Annotated in this window: 18 protein-coding genes; 3 read left to right on the top strand and 15 right to left on the bottom strand. The window is 60.8% G+C overall.

From position 1 onward, the window contains the following. Positions 1–41: 41 nt before the first annotated feature. The 7 genes from ACRESH_RS04880 to gcl form a co-directional block, all read right to left on the bottom strand. Positions 42–866, bottom strand: a complete 825-nt coding sequence (locus ACRESH_RS04880; protein WP_431740898.1) for an ion transporter — start codon at positions 864–866, stop codon at positions 42–44. 44 nt (positions 867–910) lie between these two features. After that, entirely contained in the window at positions 911–1798 is an 888-nt protein-coding gene (locus tag ACRESH_RS04875) for an urea transporter (protein ID WP_431740897.1), read from the bottom strand. A 143-nt stretch (positions 1799–1941) separates the two neighbouring features. Then, on the bottom strand, positions 1942–3357 hold the full coding sequence (gene pyk, locus ACRESH_RS04870) for a pyruvate kinase (protein ID WP_431740896.1): 1416 nt from the start codon (positions 3355–3357) through the stop codon (positions 1942–1944). Then, entirely contained in the window at positions 3354–4628 is a 1275-nt protein-coding gene (locus tag ACRESH_RS04865; protein ID WP_431740895.1) for a glycerate kinase type-2 family protein, read from the bottom strand. The genes pyk and ACRESH_RS04865 overlap by 4 nt, the downstream gene beginning before the upstream one ends. 159 nt (positions 4629–4787) lie before the next feature. Then, positions 4788–5681: a 2-hydroxy-3-oxopropionate reductase gene (locus ACRESH_RS04860; RefSeq protein WP_431740894.1), complete on the bottom strand. Its 894-nt coding sequence runs from the start codon at positions 5679–5681 to the stop codon at positions 4788–4790. A 29-nt stretch (positions 5682–5710) separates the two neighbouring features. Next, a complete protein-coding gene (gene hyi / locus ACRESH_RS04855) occupies positions 5711–6493 on the bottom strand; it encodes a hydroxypyruvate isomerase (protein WP_431740893.1) in 783 nt (260 codons plus the stop codon). Between the two features lie 57 nt (positions 6494–6550). After that, entirely contained in the window at positions 6551–8326 is a 1776-nt protein-coding gene (gene gcl, locus ACRESH_RS04850) for a glyoxylate carboligase (protein ID WP_431740892.1), read from the bottom strand. A gap of 256 nt (positions 8327–8582) precedes the next feature. On the opposite strand from gcl, the gene ACRESH_RS04845 reads away from it, so the two are divergent. Further along, the gene (locus ACRESH_RS04845) at positions 8583–9023 is read left to right on the top strand and encodes a GlcG/HbpS family heme-binding protein (RefSeq protein WP_431740891.1); all 441 of its coding nucleotides are present in this window, start codon (positions 8583–8585) and stop codon (positions 9021–9023) included. 84 nt (positions 9024–9107) lie between these two features. Here the strand turns inward: ACRESH_RS04845 and ACRESH_RS04840 are convergent, their stop codons facing one another. Further along, a complete protein-coding gene (locus ACRESH_RS04840; RefSeq protein WP_431740890.1) occupies positions 9108–9716 on the bottom strand; it encodes a TetR/AcrR family transcriptional regulator in 609 nt (202 codons plus the stop codon). A gap of 146 nt (positions 9717–9862) precedes the next feature. Between ACRESH_RS04840 and ACRESH_RS04835 the strand changes: the two genes are divergently transcribed. Then, positions 9863–10771, top strand: a complete 909-nt coding sequence (locus ACRESH_RS04835) for a DUF808 domain-containing protein (RefSeq protein ID WP_431740889.1) — start codon at positions 9863–9865, stop codon at positions 10769–10771. Positions 10772–10837: 66 nt separating this feature from the next. Here the strand turns inward: ACRESH_RS04835 and ACRESH_RS04830 are convergent, their stop codons facing one another. The 7 genes from ACRESH_RS04830 to puuE all read right to left on the bottom strand — a co-directional run bounded on the left by ACRESH_RS04830 (position 10838) and on the right by puuE (position 17752). Next, positions 10838–11626, bottom strand: coding sequence for an outer membrane protein OmpK (locus ACRESH_RS04830; protein WP_431740888.1), 789 nt, complete (start codon positions 11624–11626; stop codon positions 10838–10840). 361 nt (positions 11627–11987) lie between these two features. Continuing rightward, positions 11988–12773 carry an outer membrane protein OmpK gene (locus ACRESH_RS04825; RefSeq protein ID WP_431740887.1) on the bottom strand — a complete coding sequence of 262 codons (786 nt, stop codon included), beginning with the start codon at positions 12771–12773 and terminating at the stop codon, positions 11988–11990. A gap of 132 nt (positions 12774–12905) precedes the next feature. Further along, on the bottom strand, positions 12906–14261 hold the full coding sequence (locus tag ACRESH_RS04820) for a nucleobase:cation symporter-2 family protein (protein WP_431740886.1): 1356 nt from the start codon (positions 14259–14261) through the stop codon (positions 12906–12908). A 120-nt stretch (positions 14262–14381) separates the two neighbouring features. Beyond that, a complete protein-coding gene (locus ACRESH_RS04815; protein WP_431740885.1) occupies positions 14382–15707 on the bottom strand; it encodes a urate hydroxylase PuuD in 1326 nt (441 codons plus the stop codon). A 50-nt stretch (positions 15708–15757) separates the two neighbouring features. After that, entirely contained in the window at positions 15758–16261 is a 504-nt protein-coding gene (locus ACRESH_RS04810) for an ureidoglycolate lyase (RefSeq protein WP_191832671.1), read from the bottom strand. A gap of 49 nt (positions 16262–16310) precedes the next feature. Further along, the gene (uraD, locus tag ACRESH_RS04805; protein WP_431740884.1) at positions 16311–16826 is read right to left on the bottom strand and encodes a 2-oxo-4-hydroxy-4-carboxy-5-ureidoimidazoline decarboxylase; all 516 of its coding nucleotides are present in this window, start codon (positions 16824–16826) and stop codon (positions 16311–16313) included. Further along, on the bottom strand, positions 16823–17752 hold the full coding sequence (gene puuE, locus ACRESH_RS04800; protein WP_431740883.1) for an allantoinase PuuE: 930 nt from the start codon (positions 17750–17752) through the stop codon (positions 16823–16825). The genes uraD and puuE overlap by 4 nt, the downstream gene beginning before the upstream one ends. 384 nt (positions 17753–18136) lie before the next feature. Between puuE and uraH the strand changes: the two genes are divergently transcribed. Then, on the top strand, positions 18137–18490 hold the full coding sequence (uraH, locus tag ACRESH_RS04795) for a hydroxyisourate hydrolase (RefSeq protein WP_431740882.1): 354 nt from the start codon (positions 18137–18139) through the stop codon (positions 18488–18490). Positions 18491–19307 lie beyond the last annotated feature (817 nt).

The raw sequence follows: 19307 nt of genomic DNA, 5'->3' as shown, positions 1-19307 counted from the left end.
CGGTTGGTGCTTAGGCGCTAAAAGATTAAAAAGTACTTTGCTTATTCCGTTCTCTTGAACAGTGCATTGCCACAGCGTGAGCAGAATGCCGCGCCGTGCTCATGGTTGTCTTTGCGGCACACCGGGCAGTCGTGCCTGAGCTGTTCGCCGCGCATGGCATTGGCCAGTTCAGCGGTGAAGATCCCGGTGGGCACGGCAATGATCGAGTAACCGGTGATCATCACCATCGAGGAAATCACCTGGCCAAGCGGGGTCTTGGGCACGATATCGCCAAAGCCGACGGTGGTCAGGGTGACGATCGCCCAGTAAATCCCTTTGGGAATGCTGGTAAAGCCATGTTCGGGGCCTTCGACCACATACATCAGGGTGCCGAACACCGTCACCAGGGTCGAGACGCTGAGCAGAAAGACGATGATTTTCTGCTTGCTGCCGCGCAGCGCCGCAAGCAGGTAATGCGCTTGCTTGAGGTAGGGGCTGAGCTTGAGTACGCGAAAGATCCGCAACATGCGCACGACCCGAATGATCAGCAGGTACTGGGCGTCGCTGTAGTACAGGGCGATGATCCCCGGCACGATCGCCAGCAGGTCGACCAGGCCGTAGAAGCTGAAGGCATAACGCAACGGCTTGGGTGAGCAATACAGGCGCACCAGGTACTCGACCAGAAAGATTGCGGTGAACCCCCACTCGATCCCGGCCAGCAATCCTGCGTAGTTCTGGTGGACGTCATCGATGCTGTCCAGGACCACGGTGATCAGGCTGGCGAGGATGATCAGCAGCAGGAGGCTGTCAAAGCGTCGGCCAGCGACGGTGTCGGTTTGAAAAACGATGATGTAGAGCCGTTCACGCCAGCTCGTAGGGGTGTCCATGCTCAGCTCCATTCCGTGATGGAGCTGAGCCTAGGGGCAGCGACTCAGCTATGCAAGCGACCGGCACGGCGGGCAAGAGGCTGACGCATCAGGCGCTGGCCGATCAGTACCAGCCAGCAGGCGAAGATGAACGGCGCCGTCAGACCAGGCAACGGCAGTTGAGCAACCAGCGGCTGCAGGATGATTGCCAGGATCATCGCTAGTAATGGCAGCCAGGGTTGCTTGCGGGTCTGGCTGAAGGCCAATGCGGCGAGGGCGGCGTTGAATCCGTAGAGGCCGGCATACGCAGCATTGGCCTCGCCTCCGAGCAGCGCCACGCTGCCGCCCAGCGCCGCGCCGAGCAATGCCCAGGCTGCGGCATAGCGGTTGGCGATCAGCAAGCCGATGGCGATCAGCAGGCCGGCCAGCGGGTTATCCAGCAGAAACACCTGACCCAATCCGCGCATCAGCGCATAGAGCGCATTGGGCTCAATCGGGTTGGAAGCGCTGGCGCCAGGTTCACTGACGGCCAGCACGGCCCAGCCGATCAGCACGAACGGTGCGGTGTAAGCCGGGAGCAGCAGGTTGGAACTGGCGCGTTTGAGCCACTGGTGCACGAGCATGCTGCTCAAGCCGCCGGCGGCGATGATCAATGGCGGTAGGATCGCCGACCAGGGCAGGGCGTAGCTGAGCAGCAGGCCGATCAGCACACCGTTGTAGCAGTACAGGCCGGCCTGGCGATCTGTGCGGTTGTAACCACGGCGCTGGGCGGTGAGCAGGCCGGCGAGGGCGCCGAGCAAGGCACCTCCGACCAGGTCGGGAGCGGTCAGGGTGATGGCCAGCAGGCAGAACAGGCCGCACAGCGGGTTGCGCTGCAGCAGGACCTGGCTGAAGCCATTGAGCAAGGCCGTGGCCCAGTCGGGGCACGGGTTGACGAAATTCTTGGTGTACATGGGGGCAGTCTGGGTTGATGTGGAGTGGGGATGCCTCTATTGGGCTGGGTTTTCCCACGTGGTTTGTGGTGACTTAATCGCGGGGCAAGCTCACACAGGTTAATGGGTGCCTGTGGGAGCTTGCCCCGCGATAAGCTTCACACTCAGATCAAGGTTTCAATCCGCAGCGTGTTAGTCGATCCCGGCTTGCCAAAAGGCACACCGGCAGTGATCAACAGGGTATCGCCACGGCTGGCCATGCCTTGTGCCTGGGCGATTTCCAACGCGGTGGAGCAGATTTCGTCGACCTGACGCAGGCGATCATTGACCACCGAGTGCACACCCCAGGCCACGCTCAGGCGGCGGGCGGTGGCCAAATTGGGGGTCAGGTTGAGGATCGGTGCCCGTGGCCGCTCGCGCGCAGCACGCAGGGTCGAGGCGCCCGACTCGCTGTAGTTGACCAGCACCGCCACCGGCAGGATGCCGCTGATACGCCGGATCGCGCAGCTGATGGCATCGGAAACCGTCGCTTCCGCCTTGGGCCGGCCGACGTCCAGTTGCGCCTGGTAGTCCGGGCCGTTCTCGACCTGGCGGATGATCTTGCTCATCATCTGCACGGCTTCGAGCGGGTAGTCGCCGGAGGCGGTCTCGGCCGAGAGCATCACCGCATCGGCACCTTCGGCCACGGCGTTGGCCACGTCGGTGACTTCGGCGCGGGTCGGGGCCGGGGAGAAACGCATCGATTCAAGCATCTGCGTGGCGACGACCACTGGTTTGCCCAGCTCGCGGCAGGTATTGATGATGCTCTTCTGGATCTGCGGCACGCTTTCGGCCGGCACTTCCACGCCCAGGTCACCACGGGCAACCATGATCGCGTCGCTGAGTTCGGCAATCGCCCGCAGTTGGGTTACCGCCGACGGTTTCTCGATCTTGGCCATCAGATAAGCACGATCACCAATCAGCTGGCGGGCTTCGACAATGTCTTCCGGACGCTGCACGAACGACAGTGCCACCCAGTCCACACCAAGCTCCAGGCCGAAGCTCAGGTCGCGGCGATCCTTGGCGGTCAGCGGGCTCAGGTCCAGGACCGCTTGCGGTACGTTGACGCCTTTGCGGTCGGACAGCTCGCCGCCATTGAGCACTTCGGTGTCGATGGCGTCGCTGTGCTTGGCGGTCACCCGCAGGCGCAGCTTGCCGTCATCGAGCAGCAGGTCCATGCCCGGCTCCAGGGCGGCGATGATTTCCGGGTGCGGCAGGTTGACCCGCGAGGCGGTGCCCGGGGTGCTGTCCAGGTCCAGGCGCAGGGCCTGGCCGCGTTGCAGCTGGACCTTGCCGTCAGCGAAGCGGCCGACGCGCAGTTTTGGGCCTTGCAGGTCCATGAGGATGCCCAGCGGGTAGTTGAGCTGGCTTTCCACCTCGCGGATCCACTGGTAGCGCAGGGCGTGGTCCTCGTGTTCGCCGTGGCTGAAGTTGAGGCGGAAGATGTTCACCCCGGACTCGACCAGCTGGCGGATGTCGTCGATACCCTTGATGGCAGGCCCCAGGGTAGCGAGGATTTTGACTTTTTTATCAGGCGTCATGGTTTGGCACTCTCAAGGATCAGAATGGCGCGAAAATCGTTGACGTTGGTCCGCGTCGGCTCGGTGACGATCAAGGCATCGAGCGCGGCGAAGTAGCCATAGCCATTGTTGTTGTCCAGTTCGTCGCTGGCCGATAGGCCCAGGGCTGCGGCGCGCGCGTAGCTGTCCGGGGTCATCAGGGCACCGGCGTTGTCTTCCGAGCCATCGATGCCGTCGGTGTCACCGGCCAGGGCGTAGACCCCTGGCAGGCCCTTGAGGCTTTCGGTCAGGCTCAGGAGAAACTCGGCGTTGCGTCCGCCACGGCCATTGCCGCGCACGGTCACGGTGGTCTCGCCACCGGAGAGGATCACGCAGGGTGGCGACAGCGGTTGGCCGTGGAGGACGATCTGCCGGGCGATGCCAGCATGGACCTTGGCCACTTCCCGCGATTCGCCTTCCAGGTCGCCGAGAATCAGCGGACTGAAACCGGCCTGACGGGCTTTGACTGCCGCAGCTTCCAGCGACTGCTGGGGGCGTGCGATCAGTTGGAAGTGACTGCGTGCCAGTGCCGGATCGTCGGCCTTGACGGTTTCGGAGGCCGGGTTGTTCAGCCAGGCGGTGACCGCTGCAGGGGCTTCGATGTTGTAGCGCTTGAGGATGGCCAGGGCTTCGGCCGAGGTGCTCGGGTCGGCCACGGTGGGGCCGGAGGCGATGACTGTGGCCAGGTCGCCCGGGACATCGGAAATCGCGTAGGTGAATACCGTGGCCGGCCAGCAGGCCTTGGCCAGGCGGCCGCCCTTGATCGCTGAGAGGTGCTTGCGCACACAGTTCATCTCGCCGATGCTGGCGCCGGACTTGAGCAGGGCTTTGTTGATCTGTTGTTTGTCGGCCAGGGTCAGGCCTTCGGCGGGCAGGGCCAGCAGGGCAGAGCCACCGCCGGAAAGCAGGAAGATCACCCGGTCCTCGGCCGTGAGGTTGCTGACCATCTCCAGCACGCGTTTGGCCACGGCCAGGCCTGCGGCATCGGGGACCGGGTGGGCGGCTTCGACCACTTCGATTTTCGAGCAGCTGGCGCCGTGTCCGTAGCGGGTCACCACCAGGCCGGAAACCGGGCCCTTCCAGTTGCGTTCGACCACTTCGGCCATGGCCGCTGCGGCCTTGCCGGCGCCGATGACGATGACGCGACCGCTGCGGTCGCTGGGCAGGTGTGCTTCAAGGACCTGGCGAGGGTGCGCGGCATCGATGGCCGTGGCGAACAGCTCGCGCAGTAAGTGTTGTGGATCGACCGACATGGCAGGCTCCAATCTTATTGTTCTGCAGAATCGAAAACGCCCCTGGGCCGGCCTCCGTGCAGGCTGACCCAGGGGCGCTGTTGCTCTTGGAGCTGCAAGCTTCAAGAAAAAGCAGATCGATGCGCGGCCTGCTTTTTCTTGCCGCTTGAAGCTTGCCGTTTACTCGTCGCCTCGGATCGAGAAGTTGGCCATGTGCTCAAGGCCTTTGATCAATGCCGAGTGGTCCCAGTTGGCGCCACCGATGGCTGCGCAGGTGCTGAACACTTGCTGGGCATTGGCGGTGTTGGGCAGGTTGATGTTCAGTTCCTTGGCGCCTTGCAGGGCCAGGTTCAGGTCCTTCTGGTGCAGGCTGATGCGGAAGCCTGGATCGAAGGTGCCCTTGATCATGCGCTCGCCGTGCACTTCGAGGATCTTCGAGGAGGCGAAGCCGCCCATCAGTGCTTCACGGACCTTGGCAGGGTCTGCGCCGTTCTTGGCCGCAAACAGCAGCGCTTCGGCCACGGCCTGGATGTTCAGGGCAACGATGATCTGGTTGGCAACCTTGGCGGTCTGGCCGTCGCCGCTACCGCCGACGCGGGTGATGTTCTTGCCCATGCTCTGGAACAGCGGCAGTGCGCGTTCGAAGGCGTTCGGGCAACCACCGACCATGATGCTCAGGGTCGCGGCCTTGGCGCCGACTTCACCGCCAGACACCGGAGCGTCGAGGTAGGTGGCGCCGGTGGCCTTGATCTTCTCGGCGAAGACTTTGGTGGCGGTAGGGGAGATCGAGCTCATGTCGATCACCACCTTGTTCGGGCCAACGCCCAGGGCCACGCCGTTTTCACCGAACAGGACGCTTTCGACCTGTGGGGTATCCGGGACCATGACGATGATGAATTCAGCTTCCTGGGCCACTTCTTTCGGGTTGGCCAGGGCCACGGCGCCAGCGGCGACCAGGTCGGCCGGGGCTGGGTCGTGGTGAGTGGTCAGGAACAGGCTGTGACCGGCTTTTTGCAGGTTCTGCGCCATTGGGTGGCCCATGATGCCGGTGCCGATAAATCCGATTTTAGCCATGAGAGATGCCTCTTGTAATTGTTTGCAGGTCAGATCGCGTTATGGGATTTCAACCAGCCCAGGCCAGCTTCGGTGGTGGTCAGTGGCTTGTATTCACAGCCCACCCAGCCCTGGTAGCCGATGCGGTCCAGGTGTGCGAAGAGGAAGCGGTAGTTGATCTCGCCAGTGCCCGGCTCGTTGCGGCCCGGGTTGTCGGCCAGCTGGATGTGGTTGATCTTGGCCAGGTTGCTTTCCATGGTGCGGGCCAGGTCGCCCTCCATGATCTGCATGTGGTAGATGTCGTATTGCAGGAACAGGTTGCTGCTGCCGACTTCAGCCTGGATTTCCAGGGCCTGCTTGGTGTTGTTCAGGTAGAAGCCAGGGATGTCGCGGGTGTTGATCATTTCCATGACCAGCTTGATCCCGGCGGCTTGCAGTTTGTCGGCGGCATACTTGAGGTTGTCGACGAAGGTCTTGCGCACGCTGGCGCAATCCGCCCCTTGAGGACGGATACCGGCCAGGCAGTTGACCTGGGTGTTGCCCAGTACCTGGGCGTAGGCGATGGCCAGGTCGACACCGGCGCGGAACTGCTCGACGCGGGCCGGATCGCAAGCGATACCGCGATCACCTTTGGCCCAGTCACCGGCCGGCAGGTTGAACAGCACCTGGGTCAGGCCGTGGGCATCGAGCTGCTGCTTGATTTCAGCCGAGCTGAAATCGTACGGAAACAGGTATTCGACACCGCTGAAGCCGGCGTCGGCTGCAGCCTTGAAACGGGCGAGAAAGTCCTGCTCGGTGAACAGCATGGACAGGTTGGCGGCGAAACGTGGCATGGTTGTCTCCTTGCAAAAGTGGGCCCTGTGCGTAACGCAGCAGGGCCGCTCTAGCGATCAGTCGAGCAGGGAAATCGCGGTTGGCGCGTCGTTGCCGACCAGGGCCAGGTCTTCGAATTCGTTGACCGCGTTGATTTCGGTGCCCATGGAAATGTTGGTCACGCGCTCGAGGATAACCTCGACCACCACCGGTACCTTGAACTCTTCAGCCATTTTTTGCGCTTTAAGCAGGGCCGGGGCAATCTCGCCAGGCTCGGTAACGCGCAGGGCCTTGCAACCCAGGCCTTCGACCACGGCGACGTGATCGACGCCATAACCGTTGAGCTCAGGTGCGTTGACGTTCTCGAACGCCAACTGCACGCAGTAATCCATCTCGAAGCCGCGCTGGGCCTGGCGGATCAGCCCCAGGTAGGAGTTGTTCACCAGCACGTGGACGTACGGCAGGTTGAACTGCGCACCCACGGCCAGTTCTTCGATCATGAACTGGAAGTCATAGTCGCCCGACAGCGCCACGACCTTGCGGCTCGGGTCGGCCTTGACCACACCCAGGGCGGCAGGGATGGTCCAGCCCAGCGGGCCGGCCTGGCCACAGTTGATCCAGTGGCGAGGCTTGTAGACGTGGAGGAACTGAGCGCCGGCGATCTGCGACAGGCCGATGGTGCTGACGTAGCAGGTGTCCTTGCCGAACACCTGGTTCATTTCCTGGTACACGCGCTGCGGCTTGACCGGCACGTTGTCGAAATGGGTCTTGCGCTGCAGGCTCGACTTGCGCTGTTGGCAATCTTCCAGCCAGGCGCTGCGGTCTTTGAGCTTGCCGGCGGCTTTCCACTCGCGCGCCACTTCCAGGAACACATCCAGCGCAGCACCGGCGTCGGAGACGATACCCAGGTCAGGGGTGAATACCCGGCCGATCTGGGTCGGTTCGATATCGACGTGAATGAAACGGCGGCCTTCGGTGTAGACGTCTACGGAACCGGTGTGGCGGTTGGCCCAACGGTTACCGATACCCAGGACCACGTCGGACTTGAGCATGGTGGCGTTGCCGTAGCGGTGCGAGGTCTGCAGACCGACCATGCCGACCATCAGCGGGTGATCGTCAGGGATGATGCCCCAGCCCATCAGGGTCGGGATCACCGGGATGCCGGTCAGTTCGGCGAACTCGACCAGTTTGTCACAGGCATCGGCGTTGATGATGCCACCACCGGCAACCAGCAGCGGGCGCTCGGCAGTGTCGAGCATGGCCAGGGCCTTCTCGACCTGGACGCGATTGGCGGCAGGCTTTTGTACCGGCAGCGGCTGGTAGGCGTCGATGTCGAATTCGATCTCGGCCATCTGCACGTCGAACGGCAGGTCGATCAGCACCGGGCCTGGACGGCCGGAGCGCATTTCATAGAAGGCTTTCTGGAACGCGTAAGGCACCTGGCCTGGCTCCAGAACGGTGGTCGCCCACTTGGTCACCGGCTTGACGATGCTGGTGATGTCGACGGCCTGGAAATCTTCCTTGTGCATACGGGCACGCGGCGCTTGGCCGGTGATGCAGAGGATCGGGATGGAGTCGGCCGAGGCGCTGTACAGGCCGGTGACCATGTCAGTGCCGGCGGGGCCGGAGGTGCCGATGCACACGCCGATGTTGCCGGCTTTGGTGCGGGTGTAGCCCTCGGCCATGTGCGAGGCGCCTTCAACGTGACGAGCGAGGACGTGATCGATACCGCCGACTTTCTTCAGGGCCGAGTACAGCGGGTTGATTGCAGCACCCGGAATACCAAACGCGGTATCAACACCTTCGCGGCGCATCACCAGAACGGCTGCATCAATTGCTCTCATTTTGCTCATGGTTTTGTGCCTCTTTGATTTTGTAATTGTATACAAATGGCTTTTCGTCAGAGTGTATTCACGCCAGGCGACTCTGGTCAATCCATTTTCATCGGCGATGTGTGCTTTCGTCGGGAAGGCCATAAAAAAGGCGTTTCGTCAGAATTGGGTTATCGCGCTTAAATTATTGTATACAAAAAATATGGCCATTGTGTTCTATTTGTTCTATTGCTTTCACACCTGCCCTCCGGGCTTCTAACAACAAGAGGACCTTTCCATGAACGTATTGACCCTGAAAATCGCCGTCAGCCTGGTGAACGCCGCGCTGGTCGCGGGCCGCAAGATCTCCGCCGCGCCCTTGACGGTGGCGGTGCTCGACAGCGGCGGCCACCTGCTGGCGCTGCAACGTGAAGACGGCGCCAGCCTGCTGCGTCCGCAAGTGGCCATGGGCAAAGCCTGGGGGGCCATTGCCCTGGGCAAGGGCTCGCGCCTGCTGGCGCTGGACGCACAGCAGCGCCCGGCGTTCTTTGCCGCGCTCAATGGCCTGGGGCAGAGCCCGCTGGTGCCCGCACCCGGTGGTGTGCTGATTCGTAATCAGCAGGGCGTGGTATTGGGGGCAATCGGTATCAGTGGCGATACCTCGGATATCGATGAGCAGTGCGCGATCAGTGCGATCGAAGAGGCGGGGTTGACGGCGGATGCCGGGGTAGCGGCCTAAAGCCTATCGCGGGGCAAGCCCGCACACAGATTGAACTGCAACGCTGTGGGCGGGCTTGTCCCGCGATGAGAGCACCGCGGTCTGTCAGGCGTCCGGCTCACACCCTTTGAGCACCAGGCGAATGATGGTCTGCGTTGCCGCTTCGTAATCGCTGTCTTCCAGCTTGGCTTTGCCGGTAACCACCGAAATCTGCCAGTCGAAATCAGCGTAGGTCTGGGTCGCCGCCCAGATGCTGAACATCAGGTGGTGCGGGTCTACCGAGGCGATCTGGCCGTGGTCGATCCAGGCCTGGATGCACTCGATGTTGTGCCGGGCCTGCTCGTTGAGCTGTTCGACCTGGCTCGGGCTCAGGTGCGGAGCGCCGTGCATGATCTCGCTGGCGAACACCTTGGAGGCAAACGGCAGGTCGCGGGAAATACGCACTTTCGAGCGGATGTAGGCGCTCAGCACTTCCTTGGGCTCACCGTCAGCGTTGAACGGCGTGGACGCTTGCATGATCGGCTCGATGATGCTTTCCAGCACCTCGCGGTAGAGGTTTTCCTTGGATTTGAAGTAGTAGTAGACGTTCGGCTTGGGCAGCCCGGCCTTGGCCGCGATGTCGCTGGTCTTGGTGGCGGCGAAGCCCTTGTCGGCAAACTCCTCGCTGGCCGCGCGCAGGATCAGTTCTTTGTTGCGCTCGCGAATGCTGCTCATGGTTGACGCTGTTCCTCGTGTCGGGCCGCTGGCGGCACCGGGCCTGAAAGGGCGGTTGCGCATGGTAGCACCGCGTTTGCAAAGGGCTCAAGGTGGCGACTTTGGGCTAGACTGAGCCCCTCTCAACCCGCTGGAATCAGGCAAACATGGCAGGAAGCAGTCTTCTGGTATTGATCGACGACATCGCCACGGTACTTGACGATGTCTCGGTGATGACCAAGGTCGCGGCGAAAAAGACCGCAGGTGTGTTGGGCGACGACCTGGCGCTCAATGCCCAGCAGGTCACCGGGGTGCGTGCCGAGCGGGAAATCCCGGTGGTCTGGGCGGTGGCCAAGGGCTCGTTCGTCAACAAGTTGATTCTGGTGCCAGCAGCGCTGCTGATCAGCGCCTTCATCCCTTGGGCAGTGACGCCGCTGTTGATGATCGGCGGCGCGTTCCTGTGCTTCGAAGGGTTTGAAAAGCTCGCCCACAAATTCCTTCACAGCAAGGCTGAAGACCAGGCCGAGCACGAAGCCAGGACCGAGGCAGTGGCTGATCCCGCAGTTGATCTGGTGGCCTTCGAGCAGACCAAGATCAAGGGCGCGATTCGCACGGACTTTATCCTCTCGGCAGAGATTATCGCTATCACTTTGGGCACGGTCGCTGATGCACCGCTGAGCCAGCAGATTGTCGTGCTCTCGGGCATTGCCATTGTCATGACCATCGGCGTGTACGGCTTGGTCGCCGGTATCGTCAAGCTCGACGACCTGGGCCTGTGGCTGACCCAGAAAGCGTCGCGTGCGGTGCAGGCGCTGGGCAACGGCATCCTGCGTACGGCGCCGTACATGATGAAGAGCCTGTCGGTGATTGGTACTGCAGCGATGTTCCTGGTCGGTGGCGGGATTCTGGTGCATGGTGTGGCGCCGCTGCATCATGCCATCGAAGCCTTCAGTGAAGGGTGGGGTGGGGCGGTGACCGGGGCGTTGCTCAATGGCGGGGTGGGTATTGTTGCAGGTGCTGCGGTGCTGGCGATGGTGGCCGTTATTGGCAAGGTCTGGCGGTCTGGCAAAGGCTGATGGCCTTATCGCGGACAAGCCCGCTCCTACCGATTGTAGGAGCGGGCTTGCCCGCGATTGCATCTATCAGAAATGCACTTTGACCAGGAAGCTGGCAGTGTTCTGATCGGTATCAAAGGCATCGCTGTCCTTGATCCCGTACTTGTTCTTCCAGTAGTCGTATTCGAAGCCGACATACAGCTGCTTCTCGCCCCAGTTCAGCGCCTTGCCCAGGTCGTATTTGACCTGCGGGTTGAAGTGCAGGTTGGCGTGATAGGTGCCGCGGCGGCTGGTGGCGTCGTTGTCCACTACCCAGTCCATGAAACCATCGATGAGGATGTCGGACTTGCCCACAGGAATGGTGTACGACCACACCGGGGTGATCTGCCAGACGTTGTCACCGGCACGGCTGCCTTCGGTGTTGCGCTGGTAGAAGTTCAGCTGGAAGTAGTCGAAGCCCGGGATTGCCAGGTCGAAACCAGGACCGATCAGGTAGGACTCGGTATCGCCCTCACCAAACTCGTAGGTCATCGCCAGCAGCACGTCCTTGATCGGACCGAACTCCAGCTTCTGGTCGAAGATCTTGCCGAACGACAGACGCGGTTGAATCTCGCCGTAGTAGGTGTTCGGACCGTTGTTGAAGTCCTTGTCACCGTTGTAGAAGATTTTGTCGACGAAGATGAAGTTGTCGCCGTATTTCCAGGCATCGGCGTGCTCGAAGGTCACGGTCTGCTGGATTTGTGGGTTGACCGTGAAGTCCTTGCCCCACAAGTAGGTCAGGCTGTTGTTCTGCCATTGCAGCAGATCACCGGCGGTGGCGGCAGTGCTGGCCGCCAGCAGGCCGCCGGCGAGAATCAGGCTATTGGTCATGCGCATCGCTGTGTTGCTCCCTTGATTGAATCTGTTGTCGGTACTCTGGGTGGCACCGTTGGGTTCAAATACTTGTCTTTTGAGTCAGTTTTTTTCGATTGGCCACAACTGTTTGGCAAGCGCTGCGCCAACTTTTCGGTACGGCACAACAATCCTGCTCGACGTCTTTCTGAACAGATGAAAAGGGTATTTCAGGTTGGCGTGACGCTTGCCAACCGCCCGAATTCATTGACTGAGCGGTCAGCAAACGCAGACAGGATCCATCCTGCCCTGATCGAGAGGGCGCGCAGATTACTGGCTTGCGCGCGGGTCCTCAAGTGCTCCTTCCTGGAGCAGGTGTAGCTAAAACTGTGCGTTTGGTCAGGTTTTAGAAGTGAACCTTAACCAGGGCGCTGGTCACACTCTGATTGCTGTCCAGGCGTCCACTGTTCTCGATACCGTATTTGTCTTTCCAGTAGCTGTATTCGATACCTACGTACAACTGCTTGGCGCCCAGGCTCAGGGCCTTGCCCAGGTCGTATTTGACCTGTGGGTTGAACTGCAGGTTGGCGTGGTAGGTGCCGCGCCGGGACTGGTCGTTGTCGACCACCCAGTCCATGTAGCCATCGATGAGGACATCGGATTTGCCCACAGGGATGGTGTAGGAGAAGGTCGGAGTAATCTGCCAGACACGATCACCTGGGCGGCTGCCCTCGGTGTTGCGCTGCAGGATGTTGAGGGTGAAGTAATTGAAACCGGGAATTGCCAGGTCGAAACCAGGACCGATCAGGTAGGCCTCGTTGTCGCCTTCGCCCGACTCGTAGGTCATGGCCAGCAACACGTCTTTGATCGGACCGAATTCGAATTTGCGATCGAAGATCTTGCCGAACGACAGACGCGGGCTGAACTCACCGTAGTAGGTGTTGTTGCCTTTATTGCGGTCGGTGCCACCGTTGTAGAAGATCTTGTCAACGAACAGGAAGGTGTCGCCGTATTTCCACTTGTTGGCGTGCTCGAAGGTCACCGTCTGCTGGATTGCAGGGTTGACCTGGAAGTCCTTGCCGTAGAGATAGGTGAGGCTGTTGGTGTGCCAGAGCAGCATGTCCCCTGCGGCGGCTGGCAAAGCGGCCAGCAGACTGCTACCCAACAGGAGGGAAGTGGTGATGCCTTTCATGTTGTGATTCCCGGCTTTGTTATTGTTGGTTTTGGGTTTTCGGCGCGAAGCACCCCGGCCGACCCGCTCCCACGGGTCGACGGTCCTGCGTATTGCTCGGGTGATACCGGGCGACAAGTGCCGCCCAAAAACTCAGTGCTGGTGGGCGGCTTCGTTGTGTGCAGCGCGCTCAGCGCCGCCGAGGATGTTGAACAACAGGTTGAGGATCAGCGCGCTGACCGTGGCCATGGCAATACCGCTGTGGGTGATGGGTTCCATCCAATGCGGCATCTGCGCGAAGAACTCCGGACGCACCACGGGGATCAGGCCCATGCCGACGCTGACGGCGACCAGCAACTGGTTGCGGCGGTCGGCGATATCGGCTTCCTGGAGGATCTTGATGCCGGTGGCTGCGACCATGCCGAACATGGCGATGGACGCGCCGCCCAGCACTGCCGGGGGAATCGAGGCGATCAGGAAGGCCGCCTTGGGCAGCAAGCTGAGCAGGATCAGAAAGCCACCGGCAACCACGGTGACGTAGCGGCAACGCACGCCGGTCATCTGTACCAGGCCGATGTTCTGGGCGAACGAGGAATGGGTGAAGGTGTTGAAGAAACCGGCAACGAAGGAGGCACCGGCGTCGCACATCAGCCCGCGACGCAACATGCCCGGGGTGACTTCACGGTCGGTGACCTTGCCCAGGGCCAGGAACATGCCGGTGGACTCGACAAAGATGATCACCACCACCAGGCACATGGACAGGATCGGCGCCAGGCTGAAGGTCGGCATGCCGAAGTGCAGGGGTGTGACTACTTGTACCCAGGGGGCTTGGTCGAGGCCGGAGAGGTCGACCATGCCGATGGAGCCGGCCAGGATGTAACCCAGGCCCATGCCGATCAGCACCGAGACATTGACCCAGAAGCCACGCATGAAGCGATTGACCAGCAGAATGGTGGCCAGCACCAGGCCTGCGACGATCAGGTAGATGGGCGAGCCGAAGGTTTCGGCGTTGGCGCCGCCACCGGCCCAGTTGACGGCAACCGGAAACAGCGAAAGACCAATCGAGGTGATGACCGTGCCGGTCACCAGCGGTGGGAAGAAACGCACCACCTTGGACATGAACGGGGCGATCAGCATGCCGAAGAAGCCGGCAGCGATGGTCGCACCGAAGATACCTTGCAGGCCGACGCCGGGCATTCCGGCCATGGCCACCATACTGCCGACCGCAGCAAAGCTTGCACCCATCATCACCGGCATGCGGATGCCGACTGCGCCAATGCCGAACGACTGGACGATGGTGGCGACACCCGCGACCAGCAGGTCGGCATTGATCAGGAAAGCGACTTCTTCACGAGAAAGGCCGGCGGCCTGGCCGATGATCAGTGGCACGGCGATCGCGCCTCCGTACATCAGCAAGACATGCTGCAGACCCACCAGGAACAGTTGGAGCATTGGCAGTGGCTGTCGTGGGGGCGCAACGGGGATGTACGCCTTGCGTGACTCGGACATGCAACACCTCGATTTTGTTTTTATTCTTTAGAGCTGCAAGCTTCAAGCGCCAAGCTTCAAGGAGAAGCAGGAGATCGCGCTTGGCTTGCAGCTTGTAGCTTGCCGCATGAAGCGTGTTGCTTACTTCGTTGGCGCCCCCTTGGCAATCCAGGCGCCAATCAGTTCACGTTCCTGCTGGGTCATCTGCGTGATGTTGCCCAGTGGCATGATCTGCGTGGCGACAGCCTGTGCTTGAATGCGCGCGGCCTGTTGCTGGATCTGCTGCGGGGTGTCGAGCATCACGCCCGCAGGTGCAGCGCTGAACAGCGGGCTGGTCGGCTTGGCCGAATGGCACACGGTGCAACGTTCCTGGATGACGCTGTGGATCTTGTCGAAACCGGCATCGTCGAGTTTGCCGACGCTGGCGGTTGGCGCTTCGGCAGGAGCGGCAGCCTGGGCAGGTTCGGCAGCTTTCTCTGCAGCTTTTTCGGCAGCGGTCTTGCCACCCTGAGCGGTTTCCGGCAGCGGTTGGTATTCGACCTTGGCAGCGGCCTGCTCCGGCGCAGTAGGCATCGGTGCGGGACCGGTGACGTAGGCCAGGCAGATCATTGACAGGGCACCGACCGGCAGGGTCCAGGCGTACTTGTTGCTGTCGTGACGGGTGTTGAAGTAGTGACGAACCAACACGGCAGCCACTGCGATACCCGCCAGGATCAGCCAGTTGTACTGGCTACCGTAGGTGCTCGGGAAGTGGTTGCTGATCATGATGAACAGCACCGGCAGGGTGAAGTAGTTGTTGTGCCGCGAGCGCAGCAGGCCCTTGGCCGGCAGGAGCGGATCCGGGGTCTGGTTGGCTTCGATGGCGGCGACCAGCTGACGCTGGGCCGGCATGATGATGCGGAACACGTTACCGACCATGATGGTGCCGATGATCGCACCGGTGTGCAGGTAAGCACCACGACCGCTGAACACCTGGCTGAAACCGAAGCAGGCGGCAATCACCAGGACGAACAGCACCAGGCCGAGCAGGCCAGGGCGTTTGCCCAGTGGCGAGTCGCACAGGAAGTCATAGATGAACCAGCCGGCAATCAGCGAGCCGACACCGATGGCGATACCTTCAGCGCCGCTCAGGGTGCTGCCAGGGGCCAGCAGGTACAGGGTCGGGTTCCAGTAGAACACCAGGCACATCAGGGCGATACCCGACATCCAGGTGAAATAGGCTTCCCATTTGAACCAGTGCAGGTTCTCCGGCATTTTCGGCGGAGCCAGCTTGTATTTCTCCAGGTGGTAGATCCCGCCACCGTGAATCGCCCAGAGATCGCCGGACAGACCATCGCGCGGGTTGGCCCGGTTGAGGTTGTTTTCCAGCCAGACAAAGTAGAACGACGCGCCAATCCAGGCTACGCCAGTGATCATGTGAACCCAACGCACGCTCAGGTTCAGCCATTCCAACAGATGTGCTTCCACAGTCTTTACCTCTACCCTGGCACCCTGTAGCCGGGCGCTCAGGTCTTCTCTTATTGGTGGGGGGCGAGGATCAATTGCTCATCCTCATTGAAAAAATGCTCATCGCAGTTGTTGCCAGTGCCACTGCGATCAACCACCAGGAAGTCATCCCGCTTTTCGATCGTCAGCACCGGGTGGTGCCAGACGCCGCGATGGTAATTGATGCCCTGCCTTCCATTACTACGGAAGGCACGGACCAGGCCCGATACAGGTGCATCGCCAAGTGGCGCGACCACGATCAGAAAGGGATTGCCGAGCAGCGGAATGAACGCCTGGCTGCCCAGCGGATGGCGCTCCAGCATGCGGACGGTCAGCGGCATGTCCTGCGCGTCGGCGCGGAAGATGCTGATGATCGCGTTGTCCTCGGGCTGGGCGGTTTGTACCGTCGCCAGCTTGTGGAAGCGCATGGTCGAACCGTTGTTGATCATGAAGTGGTCGCTGCCGTCGGTTTCGATCACGTCACCGAAAGGGGCGAAGGCTTCTTTGGTCAAGGGCTCAATCACTAAAGTGCGCATGCGGATTCTCTTTAATTCTGTGTTGTGGAGGGTAAGGCCGGGCTTACCCTTAAAGTTGCAGCAGGCGGAACAGGGCAATCAGGTTGATCTGCGCCAGCGCTTCCTTGAACTCGGCCTCGGCCGAGTTGTGGATGCGCTTCTCGAACGAGGCGAGGATCTGGTGCCGATTGCTGCCTTTTACCGCCATGATGAACGGGAACTCGAACTTCTCTTTGTAGGCATCGTTGAGTTCGGTGAAGCGCTCGAACTCTTCAGCGGTGCACTGGTGGATACCGGCGCCGGCCTGCTCGTTGGTGCTCGACTCGGTCAGTTCACCCTGGATTGCGGCTTTGCCAGCGAGATCCGGGTGAGCATTGATCAGTGCCAGTTGAGCGCTGTGATCGGCGCTGAGGAGGATGTCGCTCATGCGCTGATGCAGGGCTTCGATCTGATCGATTTCCTGCCGTTGGCCTAGGTCGTAGGCCTTCTCGGCGACCCACGGCGAGTGCTCGTAGATGTCGGCAAAGGCTTCGACGAATGCACTGCGCTCCAGGGACGAAGGCGTAAGGGTTTTGAAAGCGGTCATTGGGCGTTCTCGGCTTTGTAAGGGTGGGTGGCATGCCAGTGACGGGCGATGTCCACGCGCCGGGTGAACCAGACCTGATCGTGGCTCTTGGCGTATTCAATGAAGCGCTTGAGCGCAGCCAGGCGCGCCGGACGGCCGACCAGGCGGCAGTGCAGGCCGATGGAGAGCATCTTCGGCGCTTCGGCGCCTTCTTCGTAGAGGACGTCGAAGGCGTCCTTGAGGTACTGGAAGAACTGCTCGCCGCAGTTGAAGCCCTGGACCTGGGTGAAGCGCATGTCGTTGGTGTCCAGGGTATAGGGGATCACCAGGTGCGGCTTGCCAGTCGGGTTGTTCGCTTCCCAGTAGGGCAGGTCGTCGTCGTAGGTATCGCTGTCATAGAGGAAGCCGCCTTCCTCCATCACCAGGCGGCGGGTGTTCGCCCCGGTACGGCCGGTGTACCAGCCCAGCGGACGTTCGCCGGTCAGCTCGGTGAGGATGCGGATAGCTTCGAGCATATGCTCGCGCTCCTGGGCCTCGTCCATGTTCTGGTAATCGATCCAGCGGTAGCCGTGGCTGCAGATTTCGTGGCCGGCTTCGACCATGGCGCGGATCACGTCGGGGTGACGCTGGGCGGCCATGGCGACGGCGAAGATGGTCAATGGTACGCCGGTGTCCTTGAACAGCTTGAGCAGGCGCCAGACACCGGCACGGCTGCCGTACTCGTAGAGCGACTCCATGCTCATGTTGCGTGCGCCCTGCAGGGGCTGGGCGGCAACCATTTCCGAGAGGAAGGCTTCCGACTCCTTGTCTCCGTGAAGAATGTTGCGTTCACCGCCTTCTTCGTAGTTGAGCACGAAAGACAAAGCGATGCGGGCATTCCCCGGCCAGCGCGGATGGGGTGGGGTATTGCCGTAACCGATCAGGTCGCGAGGATAATCAGCGCTCACTGCAGTCTTCCTTCTTATACGTGTAAACGGATGGCGTGGCGCCCGGGTAAGGTATCGGCCACGACGATGAGGTGATTGTATACAACTTTGTTTGCGGTTTGTAAGCCTGTTTTTTCCTATTTCTTCCTGTTTTCACCCTCGGAAACCCTTTGCAAGAAACCTGCCCAATTGGTCAGTTAATTCCGCGTCTGTCGGCCAGTAGCGTGGTTTGCGACTGATGGCGCATTTGTCGGAGGTGGTGGACGTGCCAGGAAAGAATACCTAATTATTGTGTACAATTTTACAGAAAAATGTCTTAATAATCCGACAGTCGTACGCTGCCGGGTCTCCTGACGGCGCCGTACGGGATTTTTTGCCCACAGATAGAACAGAGGCGAGCAAGCAATGGGACGTTTGACCACGCATGTACTGGATGCCGCTCATGGCTGCCCTGGCAGCTCGATCAAGGTCGAGCTGTACCGGGTCGAAGGCCAGCAGCTTGAGCTACTGAACACCACCCTGACCAACAGCGATGGCCGTTGCGACGCGCCGCTGCTGCAAGGTGACGACTACCGCAGCGGTGTCTACCAGCTGCAGTTCAATGCGGGTGATTACTACCGCGCCCGTGGTGTGCAGCTGCCTGAGCATGCATTCCTGGATGTCGTGGTACTGCGTTTTGGCATCAGCGCCGAGCAGGATCACTATCACGTACCGCTGTTGATCTCGCCGTACAGTTACTCGACCTATCGTGGAAGCTAGTTGGTCGCTAGAAGAATCTTCGTAGGTCCTTGCCCGCTCACACTGCGGGCTTTTTTTTGGTTCTTCACGGAATCCCGGGGACTATGATCTTGGGCCTGGCTAAGTTTCGGATGGGAGCTTATCCATTCGGTGTGGTGATGCTGCTGGCCCCTTCCGCCCTTACGGCGGGTCCCTTTTGTCTTGGCAAAAGGAACCAAAACCGCTCGCTCCTGCATACAGCCCTACGCTGCGCTTCGGGTTCCCTCGCTTCGGTGTCTTCCAGGGGTATCGCGGCCTACGACTTGCTGCGCCAAGTCTACGGCTGACTTCGGCTTGTGCCGAAGGGTGCTGCGCACCAGCCCCCTCCAGGCACCTTCGCTCGGCCTCCTGAAGTCGCGAAGTTACGGGCGGCGCCTGCGCTGGCGTATCTTCAAATCAGATTTTGGTGGCGGCAGGCTGACACCATCATGGGACAAGCCCGCTTGCAAAGTGAGTAGCAACTCGCTCTTGATCTTGATCTCCATGCACGCAAGTTCAGGCGCCGCAAATCGCGACTTCAGGAGGCCCCGGAAGGCGCCGTAGCGAGGGGACCCGAAGCGCAGCGTAGGGCCGTATGCAGGAGCAAGCGGTTTTGCCTACTTTTCCCAAGAGAATCTATGGTCACCCCCTTTTTTGCAATACTGATTAACGGATGAAATGGGTGGCTTGCTTAAATCTATCCGGCGTCTTTTGGGCTCGTATCCCGCGCCACGATGAGTGTTCGCGCCTGACGATCCTTAAAAAGTAGGCGGCTTCGTTGAGCCAAATTCTCTTCCAGGATCATCGTCAGGCCGATCAG

Source organism: Pseudomonas sp., from assembly GCF_050739775.1.
Taxonomy (GTDB): Bacteria; Pseudomonadota; Gammaproteobacteria; order Pseudomonadales; family Pseudomonadaceae; genus Aquipseudomonas.
Note: the sequence above shows the minus strand (reverse complement) of the source record. Positions and strands in the feature narration are given on the sequence as shown.

Bases quoted from the DNA above. Each gene is read 5' to 3' on its own strand.
- gcl (WP_431740892.1), bottom strand. From the start codon at position 8,326: ATGAGCAAAATGAGAGCAATTGATGCAGCCGTTCTGGTGATGCGCCGC.
- ACRESH_RS04820 (WP_431740886.1), bottom strand. From the start codon at position 14,261: ATGTCCGAGTCACGCAAGGCGTACATCCCCGTTGCGCCCCCACGACAG.
- ACRESH_RS04810 (WP_191832671.1), bottom strand. From the start codon at position 16,261: ATGCGCACTTTAGTGATTGAGCCCTTGACCAAAGAAGCCTTCGCCCCT.
- ACRESH_RS04825 (WP_431740887.1), bottom strand. From the start codon at position 12,773: ATGAAAGGCATCACCACTTCCCTCCTGTTGGGTAGCAGTCTGCTGGCC.
- ACRESH_RS04840 (WP_431740890.1), bottom strand. From the start codon at position 9,716: ATGAGCAGCATTCGCGAGCGCAACAAAGAACTGATCCTGCGCGCGGCC.
- hyi (WP_431740893.1), bottom strand. From the start codon at position 6,493: ATGCCACGTTTCGCCGCCAACCTGTCCATGCTGTTCACCGAGCAGGAC.
- ACRESH_RS04835 (WP_431740889.1), top strand. From the start codon at position 9,863: ATGGCAGGAAGCAGTCTTCTGGTATTGATCGACGACATCGCCACGGTA.
- ACRESH_RS04875 (WP_431740897.1), bottom strand. From the start codon at position 1,798: ATGTACACCAAGAATTTCGTCAACCCGTGCCCCGACTGGGCCACGGCC.
- ACRESH_RS04860 (WP_431740894.1), bottom strand. From the start codon at position 5,681: ATGGCTAAAATCGGATTTATCGGCACCGGCATCATGGGCCACCCAATG.
- ACRESH_RS04845 (WP_431740891.1), top strand. From the start codon at position 8,583: ATGAACGTATTGACCCTGAAAATCGCCGTCAGCCTGGTGAACGCCGCG.
- ACRESH_RS04880 (WP_431740898.1), bottom strand. From the start codon at position 866: ATGGACACCCCTACGAGCTGGCGTGAACGGCTCTACATCATCGTTTTT.
- uraH (WP_431740882.1), top strand. From the start codon at position 18,137: ATGGGACGTTTGACCACGCATGTACTGGATGCCGCTCATGGCTGCCCT.
- ACRESH_RS04865 (WP_431740895.1), bottom strand. From the start codon at position 4,628: ATGTCGGTCGATCCACAACACTTACTGCGCGAGCTGTTCGCCACGGCC.
- uraD (WP_431740884.1), bottom strand. From the start codon at position 16,826: ATGACCGCTTTCAAAACCCTTACGCCTTCGTCCCTGGAGCGCAGTGCA.
- ACRESH_RS04830 (WP_431740888.1), bottom strand. From the start codon at position 11,626: ATGCGCATGACCAATAGCCTGATTCTCGCCGGCGGCCTGCTGGCGGCC.
- pyk (WP_431740896.1), bottom strand. From the start codon at position 3,357: ATGACGCCTGATAAAAAAGTCAAAATCCTCGCTACCCTGGGGCCTGCC.